This window comes from Janthinobacterium sp. 1L-D-8-B-C4, from assembly GCF_057291295.1.
This window is the reverse complement of record NZ_JBXAVX010000005.1, coordinates 24650-42505: the sequence shown is the minus strand read 5'-3', so window position 1 is coordinate 42505 and position 17856 is coordinate 24650. Positions and strand designations below refer to the sequence as shown.

The window sequence follows — 17856 nt, the reverse complement described above, 5'->3', positions numbered from 1 at the left end:
ATTAGTGTAGTACCCATCCTCTACCGGGCGGATAGTCAGCTATCCACAGTGCGCCGGCATGATGGCTTTCGGAGTGTTAAAAATGGATCTGATTCAACAATTAGAGCAAGAAGAGATCGCCCGTCTGGGTAAATCGATTCCTGACTTCGCACCAGGCGATACCGTCATCGTCAGCGTCAACGTAGTCGAAGGTACGCGCAAGCGCGCCCAGGCATACGAAGGCGTCGTTATCTCGCGTCGTAACCGTGGCCTGAACTCGAACTTCATCGTTCGCAAGATCTCGTCCGGCGAAGGCGTCGAGCGTACGTTCCAGCTGTACTCGCCGCTGATCGCTTCGATCGAAGTGAAACGCCGTGGTGATGTTCGCCGCGCCAAGCTGTACTATCTGCGTGAGCGTTCGGGTAAATCGGCGCGTATCAAAGAAAAATTGCCAAACCGCCGCGTTGTGGCGAAAGCAAGCGCGTAATACTAGCGTCTGCGTTGGTAAGAGGGGTGCCCATGGGTACCCCTTTTTCGTTTCTGGAGCAGGAGGCTGTTAGCATGGCAACAATCGCGTTTGATCCGAAAAAACTGGCCGTCGATTCGATCGCCGGCGAAGCCGCGCTGGACGCGGCGCGCATGACGCCCGAAGCCTTGCGCCAGCGCCTGTTGTCGCCGCCCGAGTGGCAACCCGAGATCACCCAGGATTTTTTGTCGGCCCGCGCCGAACCGGTGCCGGCCGCCGTGCTGATTCCGCTGGTGCTGCGTCCCGAAGGCCTGACGATACTGCTGACCATGCGCACCGACCACCTGAGCAGCCATGCCGGGCAGGTCAGCTTTCCCGGTGGCCGCAGCGAAGTGTATGACGCCACGGCCATCGCCACGGCGCTGCGTGAAACGGAAGAGGAAGTCGGGCTGGCGCGCACGCACGTGGAAGTGCTGGGCCAGTTGCCCGATTACCTGACCGGCACCGGCTACCGTGTCACGCCCGTGGTCGGCCTGGTCACGCCGCCGTTCGAATTGCGTGCCGATCCGTCCGAAGTGGCGGAGATATTCGAAGTTCCGCTGGCCTTTCTGATGGATGGCCTGAACCACCAGCGCCTGTCGGTGGAATTGCCGGGCGGGCGCCGCTCGTTCTACGCCATGCCGTACGAGCGATTTTACATTTGGGGCGCCACCGCCGGCATGCTGCGCAACCTGTTTCACCTCTTGCGCGCTTAGGCAACTGTCCAAATATCAGCTTCAATTGTAATAAGTTTGATTCCAGCACTGCACTGCGTTATCGTAGCGGGCATTGCGGTATTGCTGTAAAAGACAAAAAGGACCATCGATGACATTTTTCTCCATACTTTGCGCACTACTGATCGAGCAACTCAAGCCCCTGCGCGCGGATAATATGATCTACGCAGAGATCAAGAGCATGGCGATGCGCATGGAGACCTGGTTCAACGCTGGCCACGCCAGCCATGGCCGCATCGGCTGGTTTTTGATGATGGGCATGCTGATGATCCCCACCGCCGGCATTTACTGGGTGCTCAGGTATTACAACCTGGATCTGGTGGCATTTGCCTGGAATGTGCTGATCGTCTACCTGACCCTGGGTTTTCGCCACTACAGCCATTACTTCACGTCGATCCAGCTGGCCCTGAGCGCCGGTGACGAGCCGGCCGCGCGTACCTTGCTGGCGGAATGGACCAAGCTCGACACGGTGGGCATGGACACCAATGAAATTTCCCGCATCGCCGTTGAAAAAGCCCTGATCACCACGCATCGTAATGTTTTTGGCGTGTTCTTCTGGTTCATGATGCCGCTCGGGCCGGCCGGCGCCGTGATGTACCGCGTGGCCGAATACCTGGCGCGCGCCTGGAATGAGCCCGAGCACATGCGCAATGAGGCGTTCGGCCAGTTTGCCGCGCGCGCTTTTTACTGGATCGACTGGATCCCCGTGCGCCTGACGGCGGTGGCCTTTGCCGTGGTCGGCAATTTCGAAGACGCCATCTATGCCTGGCGCAATTTTGCCCACCGCTGGTACGACGAGGCGATCGGCATCATCCTGACGGCCGGCGGCGGCGCCATGGGTGTACGCCTGGGTACGCCGGCGGAGACCGCAGCGCGCATGGTGATCACGCCCGACATGGCGGTCGATGACAGCGACAGCGAAAGCGATATCCTGCCCGGCGAAGAGCCGGGCGCACGCGCCCTGCAAAGCACGGTGGGCCTGGTCTGGCGCGCCTTGCTGCTGTGGATGTTGCTGCTGCTGCTTCTGTCGGGCGCGATCTTCCTCGGTTGATGTGCGTCGTGCGGCAAGTGCAATTGGATTAGAATAAGGGGCTGGCGCCGCAAGTGTGCCGGCCCTTTTTGCATCTGGCTGGCACATCAGGGCAGATCGAGGTAGAACCCAAGTCTTCTATAAGATATAATACTGACTGTCCGCAAGACGCACTGAACTACCAGCCCGGCTTACCCGCCGGGGCCATTCACGCAATCCAGTCCCGACAAGCCACATGGCCGAGTTATCTCAAAACAACGGAGAACTCTCAGATGAGTTCTTCATCCTTGGTCTCACCAGCAATGGCAAGCAATTTCGCCCCAGTGATTGGGCCGAACGCCTGTGCGGAGTGATGTCCTGTTTCAATCCCGAGGGTGGCGGGCGCAATGCGCACCTGCAATATTCTCCGTATGTCCGTCCGACCATTGTCAATGGCGTCAAGTCGGTGGTGGTCAACAGCAAGTTGCGCGAGATCGAACCGATGGCGTTCCACTTCGTGCGCGAGTTTGCCAAGGACAACGACCTGCAGATCGTCGAAGCGTGCTTCCTGCCGCCCAAGGAAGGCAAGTAAGCTTCCGCCTGCCCTCAGCGGCCCGCCAGGGCGCTACAGGTCGGCTGCCTGCGCCACGTGCGCATACATGAAAAAATTGCCCGCTGCGCCGCGCACCACGCGATAGGCGCGTAGCCAGCCCTCGCGTTCAAACCCCGCTTTTTCCAGTACCCGTATCGACGCCGCATTCGTGTCGAGCACCACCGCCTGTACCCGCAGCCAGTGCTGCGCCTGCAGCGCCCAATCGCTGGCGTCCAGGCACAGCGCGGTGGCGATGCCGCGGCCCCACCATGCGGGCGCAAGATCATAGGCGATTTCGGCATGGCGATGCTGCAGCGAGCGGTGGTTGAAACCCAGGGTGCCGACCAGGCGTCCGGTAGCGCGCTCGGCGATGGCAAAGCGCAGCGGCGTTTCGGGCCCTTCAAACTGGTAATCGTTATACAGCGCGTACAAATCGTTGATGTCGCGCAGGTTCCAGCTGGTGTGCTGGATCACCTCGGGTTCGCGCAGGTAGGCATACCAGTCGGGGATGTCGGCTGGCAGCAGGCTGCGGATCTCGACCAGCGCATGCCGGCAGGGCGGCAGCAGCGGTTCCTTCATGCACTTCTCCTTGCATCGTCAGGCAGGCCTCAGCTGGTGCTCAGTTCGGCCACGAAATCATACATGTCGCCGCGAAAATACGAGCGGCAAAACTCCACCGCGCGGCCATCGCGCAAAAAACCCAGCCGCTCGACCGACAGGCCGGCATCGCCTTCGCGCGCCTGCAGCAGCGCCGCCTGTTCGCCCGTCAGCAGCAGCGCGCTGAGGCGCTGCAGGGCGCGCACCGGGCGGTTGCCCGCCTGCTCGAGCGCGTCATACATGGAAATATCGACCGCCGCCAGCGACGGCAGGCAGCCCGCTGCGATGGTGGCGTATTCCAGGCACATCGGCAGCTCGTCCGCGTAGCGGATGCGGTGAAAACGGTACACCGGCGCGCCTGGCGACAGCCTCAGCCGCAGCGCTTCTTCCGGCGTGACAGTGCCTTCCGAGCGCTTGAGCCACACGCTGCGCGGCGTGCGTCCGCGCGCGCGCATGTCTTCCGAGAACGAGGTCAGCTTGGCGAAGTTCTTTTCGATGCGGGTATTGATGAAGTTGCCCGAGCCGGGCCGCTTTACCAGCAGGCCTTCGCCAACCAGGCCGTCGATCGCCTTGCGCACGGTAATGCGCGACACCGACAGGTCGCTGGCCAGCTGGCGCTCGGCCGGCAGCGCTTCGTCAGGACCGAGGATGCGCTTGTCGATCGCCAGGCGCAGCGCGCGCTGCAATTGCTGGTACAGGGGCAGGCTGCTGCTCTGCCCCAGGTCGTGCATGATGTCGGCCAGGGTGCTCATGTGCTGTCGGTCTCCGGTACGGCGCATTATGGACGCGCTCTATGGCTTGCTGGGTTGGCGCTGATGCGCGACTGGATAATACCAAAGAAGACCGCAGCAAAACCAATTCACGATACCTCCCACCACCGCGTTTTGCTTTCCTCCTGAGCCTTTTTTTCCCTCTGGTATGGCCGTCTCCCCATACGGCAGCGCCTTGAAACAGCCCCAAGTGGTCTGTGTGATTGTCACAACGTTATAAAAAAAATGGTTTAACTGGTAGTGCTCTGGTATTGGATAGTAGTATATTGGCGTTAAATTGGTTTTGTAAGTGGTTGACAGAAGGGTCCGCAATATCAACAGGATCCACATTAAAAAATGAACAGGTTCCATCCTGGAGCCGCCATCAAGGGGGAGTACATGAAACGCAATTTGACACCTGCAGCTGTGACATCCGGATCGCGCCGCCGCACGCCGATCGCCACGGCGGTGGCCGTGCTGGCCGCCGGCCTGGCGTTTTCGGCGCAAGCGCAGGAAGCGCCGGCCGAAGACGTCACCGTCGTCACGGTCACGGGCGTGCGCGCCTCGCTGGAAAAGTCGCTCAAGCAAAAACGCAATGCCGATTCCGTGGTTGAAGTGGTAACCGCCGAAGATATCGGCAAAATGCCTGACCGTAACGTGGCCGACGCGATCCAGCGCCTGCCAGGTGTCAATACGCAATCGTCGGCCGGTGGTGAAGGCGGCTTTGGCGAGAACGACAGGGTCAGCCTGCGCGGCACCAGCCCCAGCTTCCAGCAAACCCTGTTCAACGGCCATGCCATCAGCACCGGCGACTGGTTCGTGCTGAACCAGTTCGGCGGTAACGTCGGGCGCAGCAGCAGTTTTTCCCTGCTGCCATCAGAACTGGTCAGCTCGGTGGTAGTGCATAAAAGCGCCACTGCCGACCTGCCCGAAGGCGGCGTGTCAGGCGTGATCGACGTGATCACCCGCCGTCCGCTGGAATTCAAGAACCAGGTCACGGCCGAAGGCTCGATCCAGGGCTTCTACAATGACCTGGCCGGCAAGACCGAACCGCAGTTCTCGGGCCTGGTGAACTGGAAGAACGACAGCAATACCCTGGGCATCATGGTGCAGGGCTTCTCGCAAAAATCGACGGTGCGCCGCGATGGCCAGGAAATCCTCGGCTACACGCCGATTGCCGCCGACAGCGCCGCCGCCAAGGCTCACCCTGAACTGGCCGGCGTGAAAGTGCCGACTTTTATCGGCGCGAGCCTGTTCGAGCAGAAGAAAACCCGTTCCGGCGGCGCCTTCGATATCGAATTCAAGCCGAGCCGCGACCTGACGCTGGACCTGAACGGCTTCTATTCGGAACTGAAAGCCCCGCACCAGAACACCAACTGGCTGGCCGCACCGGCCAACTCGATCAACAGCGCCAACCAGGTGCCGACCAACTACACGGTGAAAAACGGCACCTTGACCGGCGCCACCTTCGGCACCAACTCGGGCGAAGTCGACAATATCTACCGCCCTGACGCGGGCGGCGAATCGTACTACCTCGATTTCAACTTCAAGTACCGCGCCACCAAGGACCTGACCTTCACCGGCAAAGTGGGCAAGACCCATGGCGTCGGCTACGACCGCGACGACGTGTACTACCAGAACAATGTCGACGGCGGCATGGTGTACCAGCTGAACGGCATGAGTCCGGCCAGCCTCTCGTATCCGGGCGGCACCACTACCAAGCCAGGTTCGACGGCCTGGGCCGGCGGCGGCGAATCGCGCTCGGTCGACCAGGAAAAATACGCCCAGCTCGACGCCGAACTGCGCCTCTCTTCCGGCGTGTGGGACAGCATCAAGTTCGGTGGCCGCATGACCGACCACAAGCGCGATGCCGAGCATCCGTTCGAGACTCGTCCGGGCGCGCTGGGCTTCACCAATCCGGGCCCGGTGTGGACCGGCAGCATGTATCCGAGCGACTTCGCCAACGACCTGGGTGGCAACCTGTCGTCGAATTACTTCAAGTATGACGGCGCGGCCCTGGGTGCCTGGGGCGCGGCCAACGGCAATCGTTTGTTCGACTATGTGCGCCGCCACAACTGGACCGACGAATTCCGCCTGCAGGAAAAAACCTCGGCCGTCTACGCCATGGCCAACCTGACCGGCGACAACTGGAGCGGCAACTTCGGCCTGCGCGCCGTGCACACCAAGCAGTCGACCCTGGTCAACCAGGCCGGCGGCACGATCACCGGTTCCGACTGGGGCCCGTACTCGCAAAAGTTGTACGAGCGTACCTATAACGACTACCTGCCGAGCGCCAACATCAAGTTCGACGTGCGCAACGACCTGGTCGTGCGCGCAGCGGTGGCCCGCACCATCGCCCGCCCTGACTACAGCGCGCTCGGTGGTTCGGTCTCGCTGAACGACGATGCACTGAGCGGCAGCGGCGGCAACGTCAATCTGGACCCGGTCAAGTCCGATAACGCCGAGGTCAGCGCCGAATGGTATTTCGCGCCGAGGTCGGCTTTCTCGGTAGGCCTGTTCTACATGGACCTGAAATCGGTGGTCTCGAACGGCACCGTCAGCGCCACCTATTTCAACAGCAAGCGCAACGCCAACGCCGTCTATCTGATCACCTCGCCGTTCAATACCAGCGGCAAGAACAAGGGCGCGGAGTTCAGCTACCAGCAGCCGCTGTTCGGCGACTTCGGCATCCTGGCCAACTACACCTATGCCGATGGCAAGCTCGACAACGGTGACGAACTGGTCAACGCTTCGCGCAATACCTACAACCTGACGGCCTTCTATGAAGCCAACGCCCTCAGCGCGCGCCTGGCCTATAACTACCGTTCGGCCTACAAGGCGGGCGTCGACCGTGGCGCCAGCCAGCATGTTGAAGGCAGTGGCGGCCTGGCGGGTTCGATCAATTACAAGATCAACGAGCATTTCACGATCACGTTTGATGCGCTTAACCTGACCAATACGACCATCAAGATGTATGCCGAGAATAAGGATCAGCCACGGGCTTTCTACAGCAATGGGCGGACTTTTTACCTGGGGGTGCGGGGCAAGTTGTAAGTTGTAGGTTTCAAGGCAGACATGGGCGCGCGGCACCGCGTTCGTGCTGCTGGCTATCTTTCAAGGCAGGTTCCTGTGATGGGGGTCTGTCTTTTTTTTATGGTTTGAAAGACTAACAATGGCGGGCCGAGTTGGCCCGGAAAGCCCGGGCAGGCGACTTTGGTCGTGACAGATATTGCTGGTCCGCGCATGAAGCAGGAAAGCTCCATGGCCCATCGCTGAATGGCAGCTTCCGCCCCAAAGCAGTCGCTGCCACAACGAAAAATGTTGAGTTCTCCAGCGGTCTCTCGCCCAACAACGAGTTAACTGCCTTGAGCGATGACATTACAACTTTTTGAGTTTACCTTTTAACTAACAGCCCGCGTAGTAGCAATTCCAGTGCGGCAACTCCTTTTATCAATCGCGCATTACCTTCGTCACCGTCTGCGATCCAGAACGCCGCTTCTGCCAGACTGCCGTAGATCAGCGAAGCCAGTGCCCGTGGGCTAGCGTCGGCCACAATGCCTTGATGAATCAGCTCGTGGATAAGCCGTTGCATCGACTCGACGCAATGGCGCTGCGAATCCGGTGAGGCGCCACCCAGGACCGCCCTGGCATCGCGTAAAACGATGCGCTGAATTTCTGGCTCCAGGGCCATCTCCAGATAGGCACGGCAGCGACTGCGAAAGCCTTCCCACGGATCTCCGGCGCTGTCGGAGATGGTTTGCAGCCGGTCATCCATTTCCGCGTCGATCTGCTCTACCACCGCTAGCAGTAAGCCCTTCTTGTCGCCGAAGTGATGATAGAGCGCACCACGCGTCAGCCCTGCCTGCGCGGTGAGGTCGTCCATTGAAGTGTCGGCATAACCGCGCTCGCTGAAAACTTTGCGAGCAGTGGCCAGTAACGATGCACGGGTTTCTTCCATTTCGACACGGGTGCGGCGAACCATTGCTTTCTCCTTACATACATAGCGTATGATTGTTTACATACGATGCGTATGTATATATAATTTATTCATACGCACTGTATGTATTATCACTGCAGCGTGTCTCCATTGCAAGTGCCCATGTAGGAGATCGATAAGCATTAGCAGGAGCTGCCTGCTGTGCTCCGTACCAGGGGTTTTGACATGCCACTGCGTAGCAATTGTGTAACAGCTATCCGATGCCGCCTTACGGGCACAAGCCGTTTATCTAAATATCTAATGAAGGATATGAACCATGAGTACGTCTCCCTACGCTGCAGCAGAAACCTCTGTCCGCCACCCGTGGCTGGCGGTCACCGCTGTAGGCATGGCCACCTTCTCGGTAGTGACGACGGAAATGCTCCCGGTAGGCCTGTTGACGCCGATTGCCGACACTCTGGACACCTCCACCGGAACCGCTGGCCTGATGATCTCGCTGCCAGCATTACTGGCGGCCTTGTTCGCACCGCTGGTCGTGATCGTATCGGGAAATTTGGACAGGCGCAAAATTCTATGTGGTTTGCTGAGTTTATTGGTGATCGCGAACATTGCCTCGGCATTGGCACAGAATATGGCGTGGATGCTGGCTGCACGTGTACTCGTCGGTTTATGCATGGGCGGAATCTGGGCCATCGCCGGTGGCCTGGCTTCCCGGCTTGTTCCTGCTCGATCAATCGGCCTGGCAACTTCGATAATCTTCGGTGGAGTGGCGGCCGCTTCTGTGCTGGGTGTGCCGCTTGGCGCACAAATCGGCGCCTTTGCAGGATGGCGCTGGTCCTTTGGCGTCATGGCGCTGTTTAGCGGCCTGGTACTGGCGCTGCATCTGGCCGTCATTCCTGCGCTGCCCGCTGCCAGTTCGGCGACCTTGCACCAATTCGGCAAACAGCTACGCAACCGGCAATTGCAAGCGGGGCTGCTTCTGACCTTGTTGCTGGTGACTAGCCATTTCATGGCCTTCACCTTCGTGCGCCCGCTACTGCTGTCAGTGTCGGGGTTTGATACGCAATGGCTAGGCGCACTGCTGTTTTCCTACGGTTTCGCGGGCATCATTGGAAACTTCCTGGCTGGTGTCGTTGCGGTGCGGTGCACTGCGCCAACCATCATCACTATCTCGGGCGGCCTGCTGCTCACGCCGCTACTGTTCCTGGCTGTCGGCGACTCCAGTGTCGGCGGCGGCGTGGTGTTGCTGGCTTGGGGACTGGCCTACGGTGGCGTATCGGTCGGCCTGATGACCTTGATGATGAAGGCGGCGCCCCGAGCCGTGGAAATAGTCGCCGCGCTATATGTGGGGGTATTCAATGTTGGCATTGCGCTCGGGGCGTGGGTCGGTGGCCAGGCGGTGGACAGGCTAGGCCTCTCAGCCAACCTCTGGCTTGCCGCAGGATTCGCCGCTGCTGCTTTGCTGTTGTCTTTTAGTATTAGCTTTGTTGAACACAGAATGAAAGCTGCCGACAAGCAGCTTAGCCCTGCAACGGACTGACGGAATAATGCCTGTTATGACCGCTTCTGGCCGGCTGCTGTCGCCCCAAAGCGGCCATACTCATCATTCTTGCTTCGGCTTTTTCTGGAAACGATCGCCATCCGGATCCAGATCTCTGTGTTCGCGAACAACTGGAAGTTGAAGTTTGAACCAGAGGTGTCCCATCATCTCGGCAAGGCCACGCAAGTGCGCAGTCCGCTCGTCTTCCGGCAGTGTGCGAATGATGCTATCTGCTCCGTTGAGAGCCTCTCCAATGCGTTTGTAGGCATCCATAAGCTTCTGCGCGGTTGAATGATCCATTTTTACTCTAGCAATTTTTCTAGTTAATTACTCGACCTGATCCGAAAATATAACGGTCGCTCTTGGCCGAACTCAGCCGCGCTTTACACGACCAATCCATTCGTCCGCCACGTCGCCCATGTTCTTCGCAATGCCGTTGCGCACCCACGCCATGAGTTCACGGTCGAACTTGAAATCTGGCCCACACTCGTGGGAAAGAAAACGCCGAACATTTTGCGTGTTCTTGTAATCAGAATCGATTTCCGTCATACGCGAAATTTCTCCACCATGCCAATCGAAATTCATGTCCAATCCCTCCTGATATTGAGGATGTGTGCGGCTGCTCCTGGCCGGTTCTGCCAACATTTTAACGTTCGCGATAACCGGCGTCTGAAGCGCGCAGCGCGTAAGCCGTCCGGTTGATTAAGTGGTTAGGCATTACGTGGCCGTAAAAAATATGCTGCTGCAGCCACTGCGACGCCTGAAGCAACTGCACCCAAAGTTGTTCTTGAAGGAGCATCTCCGAAAAACATGAGAAATGGTATAGCAAAGCCAGCTGCACAAGTAGTCAGCATCAGCGCGTACTTGTGAGGCCGCAAAATCAAGAAAACCGGGACGCCGATAAGCAGCATAGCCACAAAGGAAGCTGGAACCGCCAGCAGAAGCCCAAAGAAAATTCCCCAACCAAAGTCGGATGCTGCACCCGCATCAGAACTTCCCAAGCCAGCAAGCGTCAAGACAGGAACGCTAGCGAAAGGAGCCAAGAAAAGCGACTTCCAAGGGAACGGTTGAATTTGCATATAGTCTAAGCTTACTTGTTTGTGTGTCCCGAACGTCCGGTAGTGGCCGAACTCGGCCATTCTAACCAGCATAGCAGGTTGTCAGATGATAAATCCATTGCGCCACACGACAGGCTGGATTCGCCCCGAAGCGGAATTTGGTGAGCTCCAGTTTCTAAAGCCCTGCACACATGATCTGAGGTATATCGACTCGTTCCACGCCAGTCTGTTTGCTTGCAGGTATAAGGTTGACCCGTTCGATACATGTGTAAGGGAGAAGACCTTGACGTGTCTTTGTACAAGTAGTCGAAGGTGCAGCACTGACCGAGTCACAGGAAAATCCAATCGCTTCAAGGTTTTTTGTTGCACTTGCCATATCGAATCCAGATTCGAGAAGCTTATGGATGTCAGCGGAAAACCGCTCATTGCTCACGGTATAGCATCCCCCCAGCCACAACAGACAATTCGTAATGAACACGTATCGATACATGCATTTGACCTCATAATGGATATTCGCCGTAAAAGTCCGCTTTTGGCCCGGCCTCAAGGCAGCCACTGACGGCGACCTCAGCCAACAGCGGGCCGGCAGTCATTTTGGTACATGACGACGTGCTTCGAGAAAGGCCGCCAGCAGCGCTGAAATGTCGTCCGGGTAGGATTGGAACGCCCGCGTAAGCTCGTCCCACCGGTGCGGTTCGCTGCCGTTTGGCGCTATCGCGAGCAACTGAGCTTCGCGCTCGTCAGGGTTGCGTGCGGGGCCGTTTGGGCCAAACAGCTTGTTTGCGTCATCGGCAATTTCCGCCATTTGATGAGCGCCGATGTTGCGTAGCGCCACCGGCGCATGGAAGGCAAGATCGCCTGAACTATTAAAATAGTATTGGTCGAAGCCGCCGTTATTCACCTCGCCTTCCAGGCCCCAGATCGTGACCAAAATCTTGTCAGCTTCATCGAGCTGATCGAAGTTACTGCCGCTGTAGCGACTACACGCGCGATCAAAGGCTTCATCAAGAAACTTCATCAATTCTCTCTGTGGGTACCGAATGTCTGCTCCTGGCCGTGCGGCGATATCGCGCTTGGCTCATGAGACGGGGCCCTGTGGCTTTCTGAATTCTGACGCATAAAAAATCCGCCTCCACGCAACAATACTGACGGCGGCGATGGCCGACGGTATCCAGATCCACTGAAGCTCGGACAGAAGAACCCGGACGCCGGTGGCACTGAAAAACCGTCGAATACCAATAGGACTTACTTCGATGACGCGTAGCGGGAAAAATAATCGTTCATTTGAAATCGGCCAAATCAAGGCGACACCGAGGCCACCGTTTGTCAGCATATCAAGAAGCGGGTGCGAAGAGGTGGCAAAAAACATGAACAAAAATGCGTGTTTGCGCGATGAGGCCAGCTGCCTGGCAAAAATCCAGGCAAGCATGGCAAGCAGAAGCGCAAATGCCAGGGAATGCGTGATTCCCCGGTGTCCCAATTGGTGGGCATAGGGAATGCCGAAGTGAAATGCGAGGACGTCTGCGTCAGGAAGCATCGCGGCAATCATGCCGATCACAAGCAGGCGCCCCGGAATCGCTTTGCTGCCCAGGGCAAGGCCGACTGCGAGTGGGACAACAGCATGCGAAATTATTGATGGCATAAAATTTCCGTAGACTGAACAAGCACAACGACACCCTGCCTCCGCTTCCGATCGCTACCAGGTAGCTCCTTTTGGCCGACAATCAACAGAATCTTTCACACTCTGTCAGCCGGCATCAGCGCGGTGGCAGACGGCTTCAATGCGGTTGCCGTCGGGATCGAACAGGAAGGCAGCATAATAGTTGGCGTGATAGGCGCGCAGGCCGGGTGGGCCCAGGTCGAGGCCGCCGTGGGCCAGGCCGGCACGCCAAAATGCCTGCACGGCGGCGCGCGACGGCGCCTTGAAGCAGTAGTGGCGGCGCGGCGCATCGTCCGGAGCGGGACCGAGGCGCACGGAAAAATAGCTGCGTTCGGGATGGTCAGCATCGCTGCGTTCGCCATAGCCTATCCAGGCGTCGGCATGGTCGCTGCCCACCTTCGGCACATCGAGCGCGGCGAAGATGGCGTCATAGAAGCGTTCCGCGCGTTCCAGGTCAACGACGGTCAGAGAAACGTGGTCGAGCATATCGAGTCCATTTGCATTTGTAATCAGGCATGCCAGCTGCATGTTGCGGTAATGACAGCTGCAACCTTCGGCTGCGTCTCATTCTTTATTATAACGATCAGCCACATGCAAGGAATGGAATGAGACGAGGTCGCCCTATCTGGCTGCTGGCCGCTGCATGATACGGGTGGTTGTCGATTCTATATGGGTGCGGCATTAATAACGAAGACATGAAAAAAGCGGCGCCGGTGTTGATCGGGGCCGCTTTGTTTTTAGCTGATACCTGAAACTTACTTGGCTGCAGGTGCTGCAGCCGGCGCCGCTGCTGCCGTGGCAGGGCGGTTCAGCCAGAAGATCCAGTAGCGCGCCAGGTCGCTCACGCCTTCGCCGCCTTGTACCGTTTCCAGCACTTTGATGGCTTCGTCTTTTTTGCCGGCCATGGCCAGCGCCGAACCCAGGCGCAGTTTGGCGTCTTCAGGGCGCTTCAGGCCGCCTTTGGCGATGCCTTTCTGCATCAGGTCGATACCTTTGTCGAACTGGTCCATCGTCACATAGGCGTAGCCCAGGTTGATCAGGCCGGTGCCGTCCTTGCTTTTGTTGGCGGCCGCTTCGCCGCTGGCAATGCTTTTCACGTCGTCGGCGGCGCCCTTGTTGGCCTGGTCGCGCAGCTTCTTGTGCTTGGCGGCGTTCGCGCCCGTGCCCAGCAGGCCTTTGGCAAAGCCGGCGTCGAGGACTTTTTTCGCTTCGGTCGGGAAGGCGTTGGCCAGCGCGATTTCGGCCATGTCGCTGTAGTCTTGCGCAGGCATGGTACTGACGGCCTTGAATTGCAGGCGCAGCACGTCGAGCGCGAAACGGTCGGAGTAGCCGGCCTTGCCTTGCACGCGGCCCAGCAGGTCGGTCCAGTAGTCATCCGACGGGTAGTAGCGCACCAGGTTTTCCATCGCGATCAGGTAGGTCGCCGGTTCCTTGCTTTTCGAGCCTGTGTTGGCCAGCAGTTGCAGTTCTTCCAGGGTCGGCGTCTGGCCGGCCTGCTGCTTGGCGGTGAGATCGCTCATCAGTTCCTGCTTGGCGCGCGCGAAATCGTTACCGAAATAATAGGCGCGGATAATGTAAGGACGCACGCTGGCCACGTCGCCGGTTTCCGTCTGGTAGCGGGTGAACCATTTGATTGCGTTCGGATAGTCCTTGGCGTTGTAATGGTAGTTGGCCAGTGCCTGGATGAAGTCGCCCTGCGATTTTTTGTCGAGCTTGCCCGATTCAATCACCGCTTCGAGCGCCGGCATGGCCATCGCCGCATTGTTGGTGGTCGAAGCCAGCGCCACGCGCAGGCGGTTGATGACAAAGGTTTCATACGGTGTCAGGGCCGGCGTGGCGGCTGCCTGGTCGATCCGGCTTTGCACGTCGGCGTAGTTCTTGGCGTCCATCGATGCCTTGACGGCGGTCGGGTCGAGCAGCTTGAAGATTTCAGGGCGTACCGTATCGGCTGGCGCGGCGGCAGGCGCACCTGCGGCGGCTGGCTTGGCGTCCTGTGCATGCGACAGGGCAGGCAGGACATTGAGACCGATGGCGGCCAGCAGCAGGCTGATACGGGCAAGACGGAATTGGGACATGGGTTATCCTTCAATCAATAACAAAAAGACGCTCCGGCACGCTCTGCCGCGGATCGCGCGGCGGCCATGCTTGGGGGCAGGAATAATGGGAAAAACAGGCATTCTGCCACTCCGTACGCGCAAGGCCAAGAGCGGCAGCATGATCAACATGGGCTATTGTCACATAAACGGGGCGGGCGGGGCGCCTGGCGTGCGCGGCAGCGCCTGGCCGTGCGCATCGAACAGCAGGCAATGGTGCGGCGGAAAATGCAGGCGCAGGGGCTGGCCGGCCTGCGCCAGGCCTCCTTCCACTGCCTGCCTGGCGGCCAGCGTCTGCGTCATCCCCGGCACGGCCGCATGCACGATGGCGACATCGCCCAGGTATTCCACATGGCTGACGATGGCGTCGAGCAGGTTGGTGCCGGTGCTGCCTGGCGCTGCCGTGACGATATGCTCGGCGCGCATGCCCAGGCTCAAGCTGTCGCCCGCCGCCACCGCGCCGCCATCGGCCACCACCGCCAGCAAGGCGCCGCCTGGCAGGCGCACCGTCACCATGCCGTCAGCGGTGGCGACGGCGGTGCAGGCGAGCAGATTCATTTTCGGCGCGCCCAGAAAGCCCGCCACGAACACAGTGGCCGGATGGTTGTACAGCGCATGCGGCGTGCCGACCTGCTCGATGCGCCCGCCATTGAAGACGACGATGCGCTGGCCCAGGGTCATCGCTTCGACCTGGTCGTGGGTGACGTAGATCATGGTCGTTTGCAGTTGCTGGTGCAGGCGCGACAGCTCGATGCGCATCTGCACGCGCAGCGAGGCGTCCAGGTTCGACAGCGGCTCGTCGAACAAAAACAGCTGCGGTTTGCGCACGATGGCGCGGCCGATCGCCACGCGCTGGCGCTGGCCGCCCGACAGGTCTTTTGGTTTGCGCTGCAACAGCGGCGTGATCTGCAGCACGCCGGCCGCGTGTTCGACGGCCGCGCGCACTTCAGCCTTTGCATGGCCGGCCAGGCTCAAGGCAAACGCCATGTTCTCGTACACCGTCATGTGCGGATACAGGGCGTAGCTCTGGAATACCATCGCCAGCCCCCGCTCGGCGGGCGCGATATGGTTGGCCAGCTTGCCGGCTATATGCAGCTCGCCGCCGCTGATCTCTTCCAGCCCCGCGATCATGCGCAGCAGCGTCGACTTGCCGCAGCCGGACGGGCCCACGAAGACGATGAATTCGCCGTCGCGTATCTCCAGGTCGATGCCGTGGATGATGGCGTGATCGCCGTAGCGCTTGACGAGATTGTTCAATGTGACCGCTGCCATGCTATGCCTTTGCCTCATCTTCTTTTGGCGCGATGCGCATAAAGCGCGACAGCACCAGCACAGGAATCGCCGACACCAGCACCCACAGGAAAAACGTCTTGTAGCCCAGCGCTATCTGGATATCGCCGCTGACCATCTTGAACAGCACGAAGCCCAGTTGCATCACGCCGGTGGCAAATGCATAGTGGGCGGTCTGGTATTTGCCCACCGAAACCACCTGCATCATGAACAGGATCAGGCCGACAAAGCCGAAGCCGTAGCCGAACATCTCGGCGCTGAGCGCGGCCGTGATCAGCGCCAGGTCGGTCGGCATGCTGTGGCTCAGATAATAAAACACCAGGTTCGGCAAATTCATCGCCAGGATCAGGAAGGGCATCGCGCGCTTCAATCCCAGCCATGAGGTGAAATAGCCGCCGCCTATGCTGCCCAGCAAGAACGCCACCGTGCCGGCGGTACCATACACGGCGCCCACTTCGGTGGTCGACAGGCCCAGGCCACCGAGTTCGCGCGCTTCGCGCAGGAACAGCGGGCCGATGGTCTGCACCTGCGCTTCGCCGGCGCGAAACAGAATGATAAAAGCGATCATGCCCCAGATGCCGGGCTTGTTCAGAAAATCGATGAACACGTCCCACAGCGTGCCGCCGATGCCGGCCATGCTCTTGTCGGCCACGACCACGTTGCGTACCTGCGGCAGCGACCAGCTGTGATACGCCGCCAGCGCCAGCATCATCGCGCCGATAATCAGGAAGATGACCGACCAGGCCGGCTTGACGCCGATATTTTTTTCCAGGTAGCCGGCCAGGATCACCAGGCCGCCCAGCGAAATGAATTTGCCGGCATTGAAAAACGCGCCCTGCCAGCCGGCATAGGCGGCCTGCTGTTTCGGCGTCAGGCTGGCGATATACAGGCCGTCGCAGACGATATCGTGCGTCGACGAGGCCAGGGCGGCCACTGCCAGCACTGCCACGCAGGCGGCAAACCAGACCGGCGTCTGCAAGGCCAGCGCAATCAGCCCCAGGCTGACGCCGCCCAGGCACTGGAACAGCACCACCATGGTCTTCTTGCTGGCGGCCAGCTCCAGCAAGGGGCTCCACAAGGGCTTGAAGACCCAGGCAAAGCCGATCGCCCCGGTCCAGCGCGCGATCTCGTCGTTCGCCACGCCCATGCTCTTGAACATCAGGCCGGCCACCAGCGCCACCGCATAGAAGGGCAGGCCCTGGGCAAAGTACAGCGTGGGCACCCAGCTGATCGGACTGCGTACGGCTTTGTCGTTCATGGAGTCGTGCCTTTCGAGGGAGGTGGTATGCAAGGGTGTCATTTGACGGCGCCATCCATGCCGCGCATGAAGAAGCGCTGGGTGAACAGGAATGCCAGCAGGGTCGGCACGATGGTGATCAGGGTGCCGGCGGCGATCACGCGGGTGCTGCTGCCGAAGGTGCCGCGCAAATACAGCACGCCCACCGACAGCGGAAATTCATCGGGCTTGCTCATCACGATAGACGGCCAGATATAGTCGTTCCACGATTCGACCGCCGTCAGGATGCCCACCGTCGCCAGCCATGGCGTGATCAAGGGCAGCATGATGCGGCTGAAGATGATCCATTCGGAGGCGCCGTCGACCCTGGCCGCGTCGATCAGGTCCTGCGGCACTTCCTCGAACGCCTGCTTGAGCAGCAGGATGGCCACGGCGGTGACCACATTGGGCAGGATCACGCCGGTATAGGTGTCGACCAGGCTCAAGTGAGTGATGGTGATGAAGTTGACCAGGAAGTTGACTTCCGACGGCAGCACCAGCGTGGCCAGGATCAGGCCGAACACCAGCTTGCGGCCACGAAATTTCAGCCGCGCCAGCGGATACGCCGCCATCGAACAAAGCAGCAGCTTCCAGAACACGGTGAACACGGCGATCAGCACCGAATTCCTGAAGAAGGACCAGACCGGAATCGCGCGGAACACTTCGATGAAGTTCTCCAGCGAGGGCGACTTCGGCCAGAAGGTGGGCGGAAACGCAAAGATATTGCCTTCGGTGGAAATCGCGGTCACCAGCGTCCACCAGAACGGAAACACGCAGACCACGGCAATCGCGCACAGCACGCCGTAATGACTTAACAGTTGCAGACGTTTTTTCAAG

Annotated in this window: 19 protein-coding genes; 6 read left to right on the top strand and 13 right to left on the bottom strand. The window is 59.5% G+C overall.

Going from position 1 to position 17856, the window contains the following annotated elements; genetic code table 11:
* Positions 1 to 82: 82 nt before the first annotated feature.
* From rplS to AC0Z42_RS10750, 4 genes are all read left to right on the top strand, one after another.
* Entirely contained in the window at positions 83 to 466 is a 384-nt protein-coding gene (rplS, locus tag AC0Z42_RS10765; RefSeq protein WP_035825414.1) for a 50S ribosomal protein L19, read from the top strand.
* A 74-nt stretch (positions 467 to 540) separates the two neighbouring features.
* Entirely contained in the window at positions 541 to 1200 is a 660-nt protein-coding gene (locus AC0Z42_RS10760; RefSeq protein ID WP_485468219.1) for a CoA pyrophosphatase, read from the top strand.
* Positions 1201 to 1309: 109 nt separating this feature from the next.
* Positions 1310 to 2269, top strand: a complete 960-nt coding sequence (locus AC0Z42_RS10755) for a CobD/CbiB family protein (RefSeq protein WP_485468218.1) — start codon at positions 1310 to 1312, stop codon at positions 2267 to 2269.
* A gap of 214 nt (positions 2270 to 2483) precedes the next feature.
* On the top strand, positions 2484 to 2819 hold the full coding sequence (locus AC0Z42_RS10750; RefSeq protein WP_485468217.1) for a DUF3579 domain-containing protein: 336 nt from the start codon (positions 2484 to 2486) through the stop codon (positions 2817 to 2819).
* Positions 2820 to 2852: 33 nt separating this feature from the next.
* Here AC0Z42_RS10750 and AC0Z42_RS10745 read toward each other — a convergent pair whose 3' ends face one another.
* Both AC0Z42_RS10745 and AC0Z42_RS10740 read right to left on the bottom strand, forming a co-directional pair.
* Complete coding sequence (locus AC0Z42_RS10745; RefSeq protein ID WP_485468216.1) at positions 2853 to 3398, bottom strand: GNAT family N-acetyltransferase; 546 nt, start codon at positions 3396 to 3398, stop codon at positions 2853 to 2855.
* A gap of 29 nt (positions 3399 to 3427) precedes the next feature.
* Positions 3428 to 4168 (bottom strand): GntR family transcriptional regulator, encoded by a 741-nt coding sequence (locus tag AC0Z42_RS10740; protein WP_485468215.1) that lies wholly within the window; start codon positions 4166 to 4168, stop codon positions 3428 to 3430.
* A gap of 396 nt (positions 4169 to 4564) precedes the next feature.
* Here AC0Z42_RS10740 and AC0Z42_RS10735 point away from each other — a divergent pair, with 396 nt between their 5' ends.
* Positions 4565 to 7219: a TonB-dependent receptor gene (locus tag AC0Z42_RS10735; protein WP_485468214.1), complete on the top strand. Its 2655-nt coding sequence runs from the start codon at positions 4565 to 4567 to the stop codon at positions 7217 to 7219.
* A gap of 340 nt (positions 7220 to 7559) precedes the next feature.
* On the opposite strand, the gene AC0Z42_RS10730 is transcribed toward AC0Z42_RS10735, so the two are convergent.
* Positions 7560 to 8147 carry a TetR/AcrR family transcriptional regulator gene (locus tag AC0Z42_RS10730; protein ID WP_485468213.1) on the bottom strand — a complete coding sequence of 196 codons (588 nt, stop codon included), beginning with the start codon at positions 8145 to 8147 and terminating at the stop codon, positions 7560 to 7562.
* A gap of 271 nt (positions 8148 to 8418) precedes the next feature.
* Between AC0Z42_RS10730 and AC0Z42_RS10725 the strand changes: the two genes are divergently transcribed.
* The gene (locus tag AC0Z42_RS10725) at positions 8419 to 9642 is read left to right on the top strand and encodes an MFS transporter (RefSeq protein ID WP_485468212.1); all 1224 of its coding nucleotides are present in this window, start codon (positions 8419 to 8421) and stop codon (positions 9640 to 9642) included.
* A gap of 63 nt (positions 9643 to 9705) precedes the next feature.
* On the opposite strand, the gene AC0Z42_RS10720 is transcribed toward AC0Z42_RS10725, so the two are convergent.
* From AC0Z42_RS10720 to AC0Z42_RS10675, 10 genes are all read right to left on the bottom strand, one after another.
* On the bottom strand, positions 9706 to 9942 hold the full coding sequence (locus AC0Z42_RS10720) for a hypothetical protein (RefSeq protein ID WP_485468211.1): 237 nt from the start codon (positions 9940 to 9942) through the stop codon (positions 9706 to 9708).
* A 72-nt stretch (positions 9943 to 10014) separates the two neighbouring features.
* Positions 10015 to 10227: a DUF6434 domain-containing protein gene (locus tag AC0Z42_RS10715; protein WP_485468210.1), complete on the bottom strand. Its 213-nt coding sequence runs from the start codon at positions 10225 to 10227 to the stop codon at positions 10015 to 10017.
* A gap of 125 nt (positions 10228 to 10352) precedes the next feature.
* Positions 10353 to 10781 (bottom strand): hypothetical protein, encoded by a 429-nt coding sequence (locus tag AC0Z42_RS10710; protein WP_485468209.1) that lies wholly within the window; start codon positions 10779 to 10781, stop codon positions 10353 to 10355.
* A gap of 508 nt (positions 10782 to 11289) precedes the next feature.
* Complete coding sequence (locus AC0Z42_RS10705) at positions 11290 to 11718, bottom strand: DMP19 family protein (RefSeq protein WP_485468208.1); 429 nt, start codon at positions 11716 to 11718, stop codon at positions 11290 to 11292.
* Between the two features lie 60 nt (positions 11719 to 11778).
* Entirely contained in the window at positions 11779 to 12342 is a 564-nt protein-coding gene (locus AC0Z42_RS10700; RefSeq protein ID WP_485468207.1) for a metal-dependent hydrolase, read from the bottom strand.
* 105 nt (positions 12343 to 12447) lie between these two features.
* On the bottom strand, positions 12448 to 12846 hold the full coding sequence (locus AC0Z42_RS10695; RefSeq protein ID WP_485468206.1) for a VOC family protein: 399 nt from the start codon (positions 12844 to 12846) through the stop codon (positions 12448 to 12450).
* 269 nt (positions 12847 to 13115) lie between these two features.
* Positions 13116 to 14435, bottom strand: a complete 1320-nt coding sequence (locus tag AC0Z42_RS10690) for a tetratricopeptide repeat protein (RefSeq protein WP_485468205.1) — start codon at positions 14433 to 14435, stop codon at positions 13116 to 13118.
* Positions 14436 to 14594: 159 nt separating this feature from the next.
* On the bottom strand, positions 14595 to 15725 hold the full coding sequence (locus AC0Z42_RS10685; RefSeq protein ID WP_485468204.1) for an ABC transporter ATP-binding protein: 1131 nt from the start codon (positions 15723 to 15725) through the stop codon (positions 14595 to 14597).
* A gap of 1 nt (position 15726) precedes the next feature.
* On the bottom strand, positions 15727 to 17001 hold the full coding sequence (locus AC0Z42_RS10680) for an MFS transporter (RefSeq protein ID WP_485468203.1): 1275 nt from the start codon (positions 16999 to 17001) through the stop codon (positions 15727 to 15729).
* A 38-nt stretch (positions 17002 to 17039) separates the two neighbouring features.
* A complete protein-coding gene (locus AC0Z42_RS10675) occupies positions 17040 to 17855 on the bottom strand; it encodes a carbohydrate ABC transporter permease (RefSeq protein WP_485468202.1) in 816 nt (271 codons plus the stop codon).
* Position 17856 lies beyond the last annotated feature (1 nt).

Excerpts from the sequence above, each read along its gene's own strand:
- rplS (WP_035825414.1), top strand. The coding sequence starts at position 83 with ATGGATCTGATTCAACAATTAGAGCAAGAAGAGATCGCCCGTCTGGGT.
- AC0Z42_RS10760 (WP_485468219.1), top strand. The coding sequence starts at position 541 with ATGGCAACAATCGCGTTTGATCCGAAAAAACTGGCCGTCGATTCGATC.
- AC0Z42_RS10755 (WP_485468218.1), top strand. The coding sequence starts at position 1,310 with ATGACATTTTTCTCCATACTTTGCGCACTACTGATCGAGCAACTCAAG.
- AC0Z42_RS10750 (WP_485468217.1), top strand. The coding sequence starts at position 2,484 with ATGGCCGAGTTATCTCAAAACAACGGAGAACTCTCAGATGAGTTCTTC.
- AC0Z42_RS10745 (WP_485468216.1), bottom strand. The coding sequence starts at position 3,398 with ATGAAGGAACCGCTGCTGCCGCCCTGCCGGCATGCGCTGGTCGAGATC.
- AC0Z42_RS10740 (WP_485468215.1), bottom strand. The coding sequence starts at position 4,168 with ATGAGCACCCTGGCCGACATCATGCACGACCTGGGGCAGAGCAGCAGC.
- AC0Z42_RS10735 (WP_485468214.1), top strand. The coding sequence starts at position 4,565 with ATGAAACGCAATTTGACACCTGCAGCTGTGACATCCGGATCGCGCCGC.
- AC0Z42_RS10730 (WP_485468213.1), bottom strand. The coding sequence starts at position 8,147 with ATGGTTCGCCGCACCCGTGTCGAAATGGAAGAAACCCGTGCATCGTTA.
- AC0Z42_RS10725 (WP_485468212.1), top strand. The coding sequence starts at position 8,419 with ATGAGTACGTCTCCCTACGCTGCAGCAGAAACCTCTGTCCGCCACCCG.
- AC0Z42_RS10720 (WP_485468211.1), bottom strand. The coding sequence starts at position 9,942 with ATGGATCATTCAACCGCGCAGAAGCTTATGGATGCCTACAAACGCATT.
- AC0Z42_RS10715 (WP_485468210.1), bottom strand. The coding sequence starts at position 10,227 with ATGAATTTCGATTGGCATGGTGGAGAAATTTCGCGTATGACGGAAATC.
- AC0Z42_RS10710 (WP_485468209.1), bottom strand. The coding sequence starts at position 10,781 with ATGGCCGAGTTCGGCCACTACCGGACGTTCGGGACACACAAACAAGTA.
- AC0Z42_RS10705 (WP_485468208.1), bottom strand. The coding sequence starts at position 11,718 with ATGAAGTTTCTTGATGAAGCCTTTGATCGCGCGTGTAGTCGCTACAGC.
- AC0Z42_RS10700 (WP_485468207.1), bottom strand. The coding sequence starts at position 12,342 with ATGCCATCAATAATTTCGCATGCTGTTGTCCCACTCGCAGTCGGCCTT.
- AC0Z42_RS10695 (WP_485468206.1), bottom strand. The coding sequence starts at position 12,846 with ATGCTCGACCACGTTTCTCTGACCGTCGTTGACCTGGAACGCGCGGAA.
- AC0Z42_RS10690 (WP_485468205.1), bottom strand. The coding sequence starts at position 14,435 with ATGTCCCAATTCCGTCTTGCCCGTATCAGCCTGCTGCTGGCCGCCATC.
- AC0Z42_RS10685 (WP_485468204.1), bottom strand. The coding sequence starts at position 15,725 with ATGGCAGCGGTCACATTGAACAATCTCGTCAAGCGCTACGGCGATCAC.
- AC0Z42_RS10680 (WP_485468203.1), bottom strand. The coding sequence starts at position 17,001 with ATGAACGACAAAGCCGTACGCAGTCCGATCAGCTGGGTGCCCACGCTG.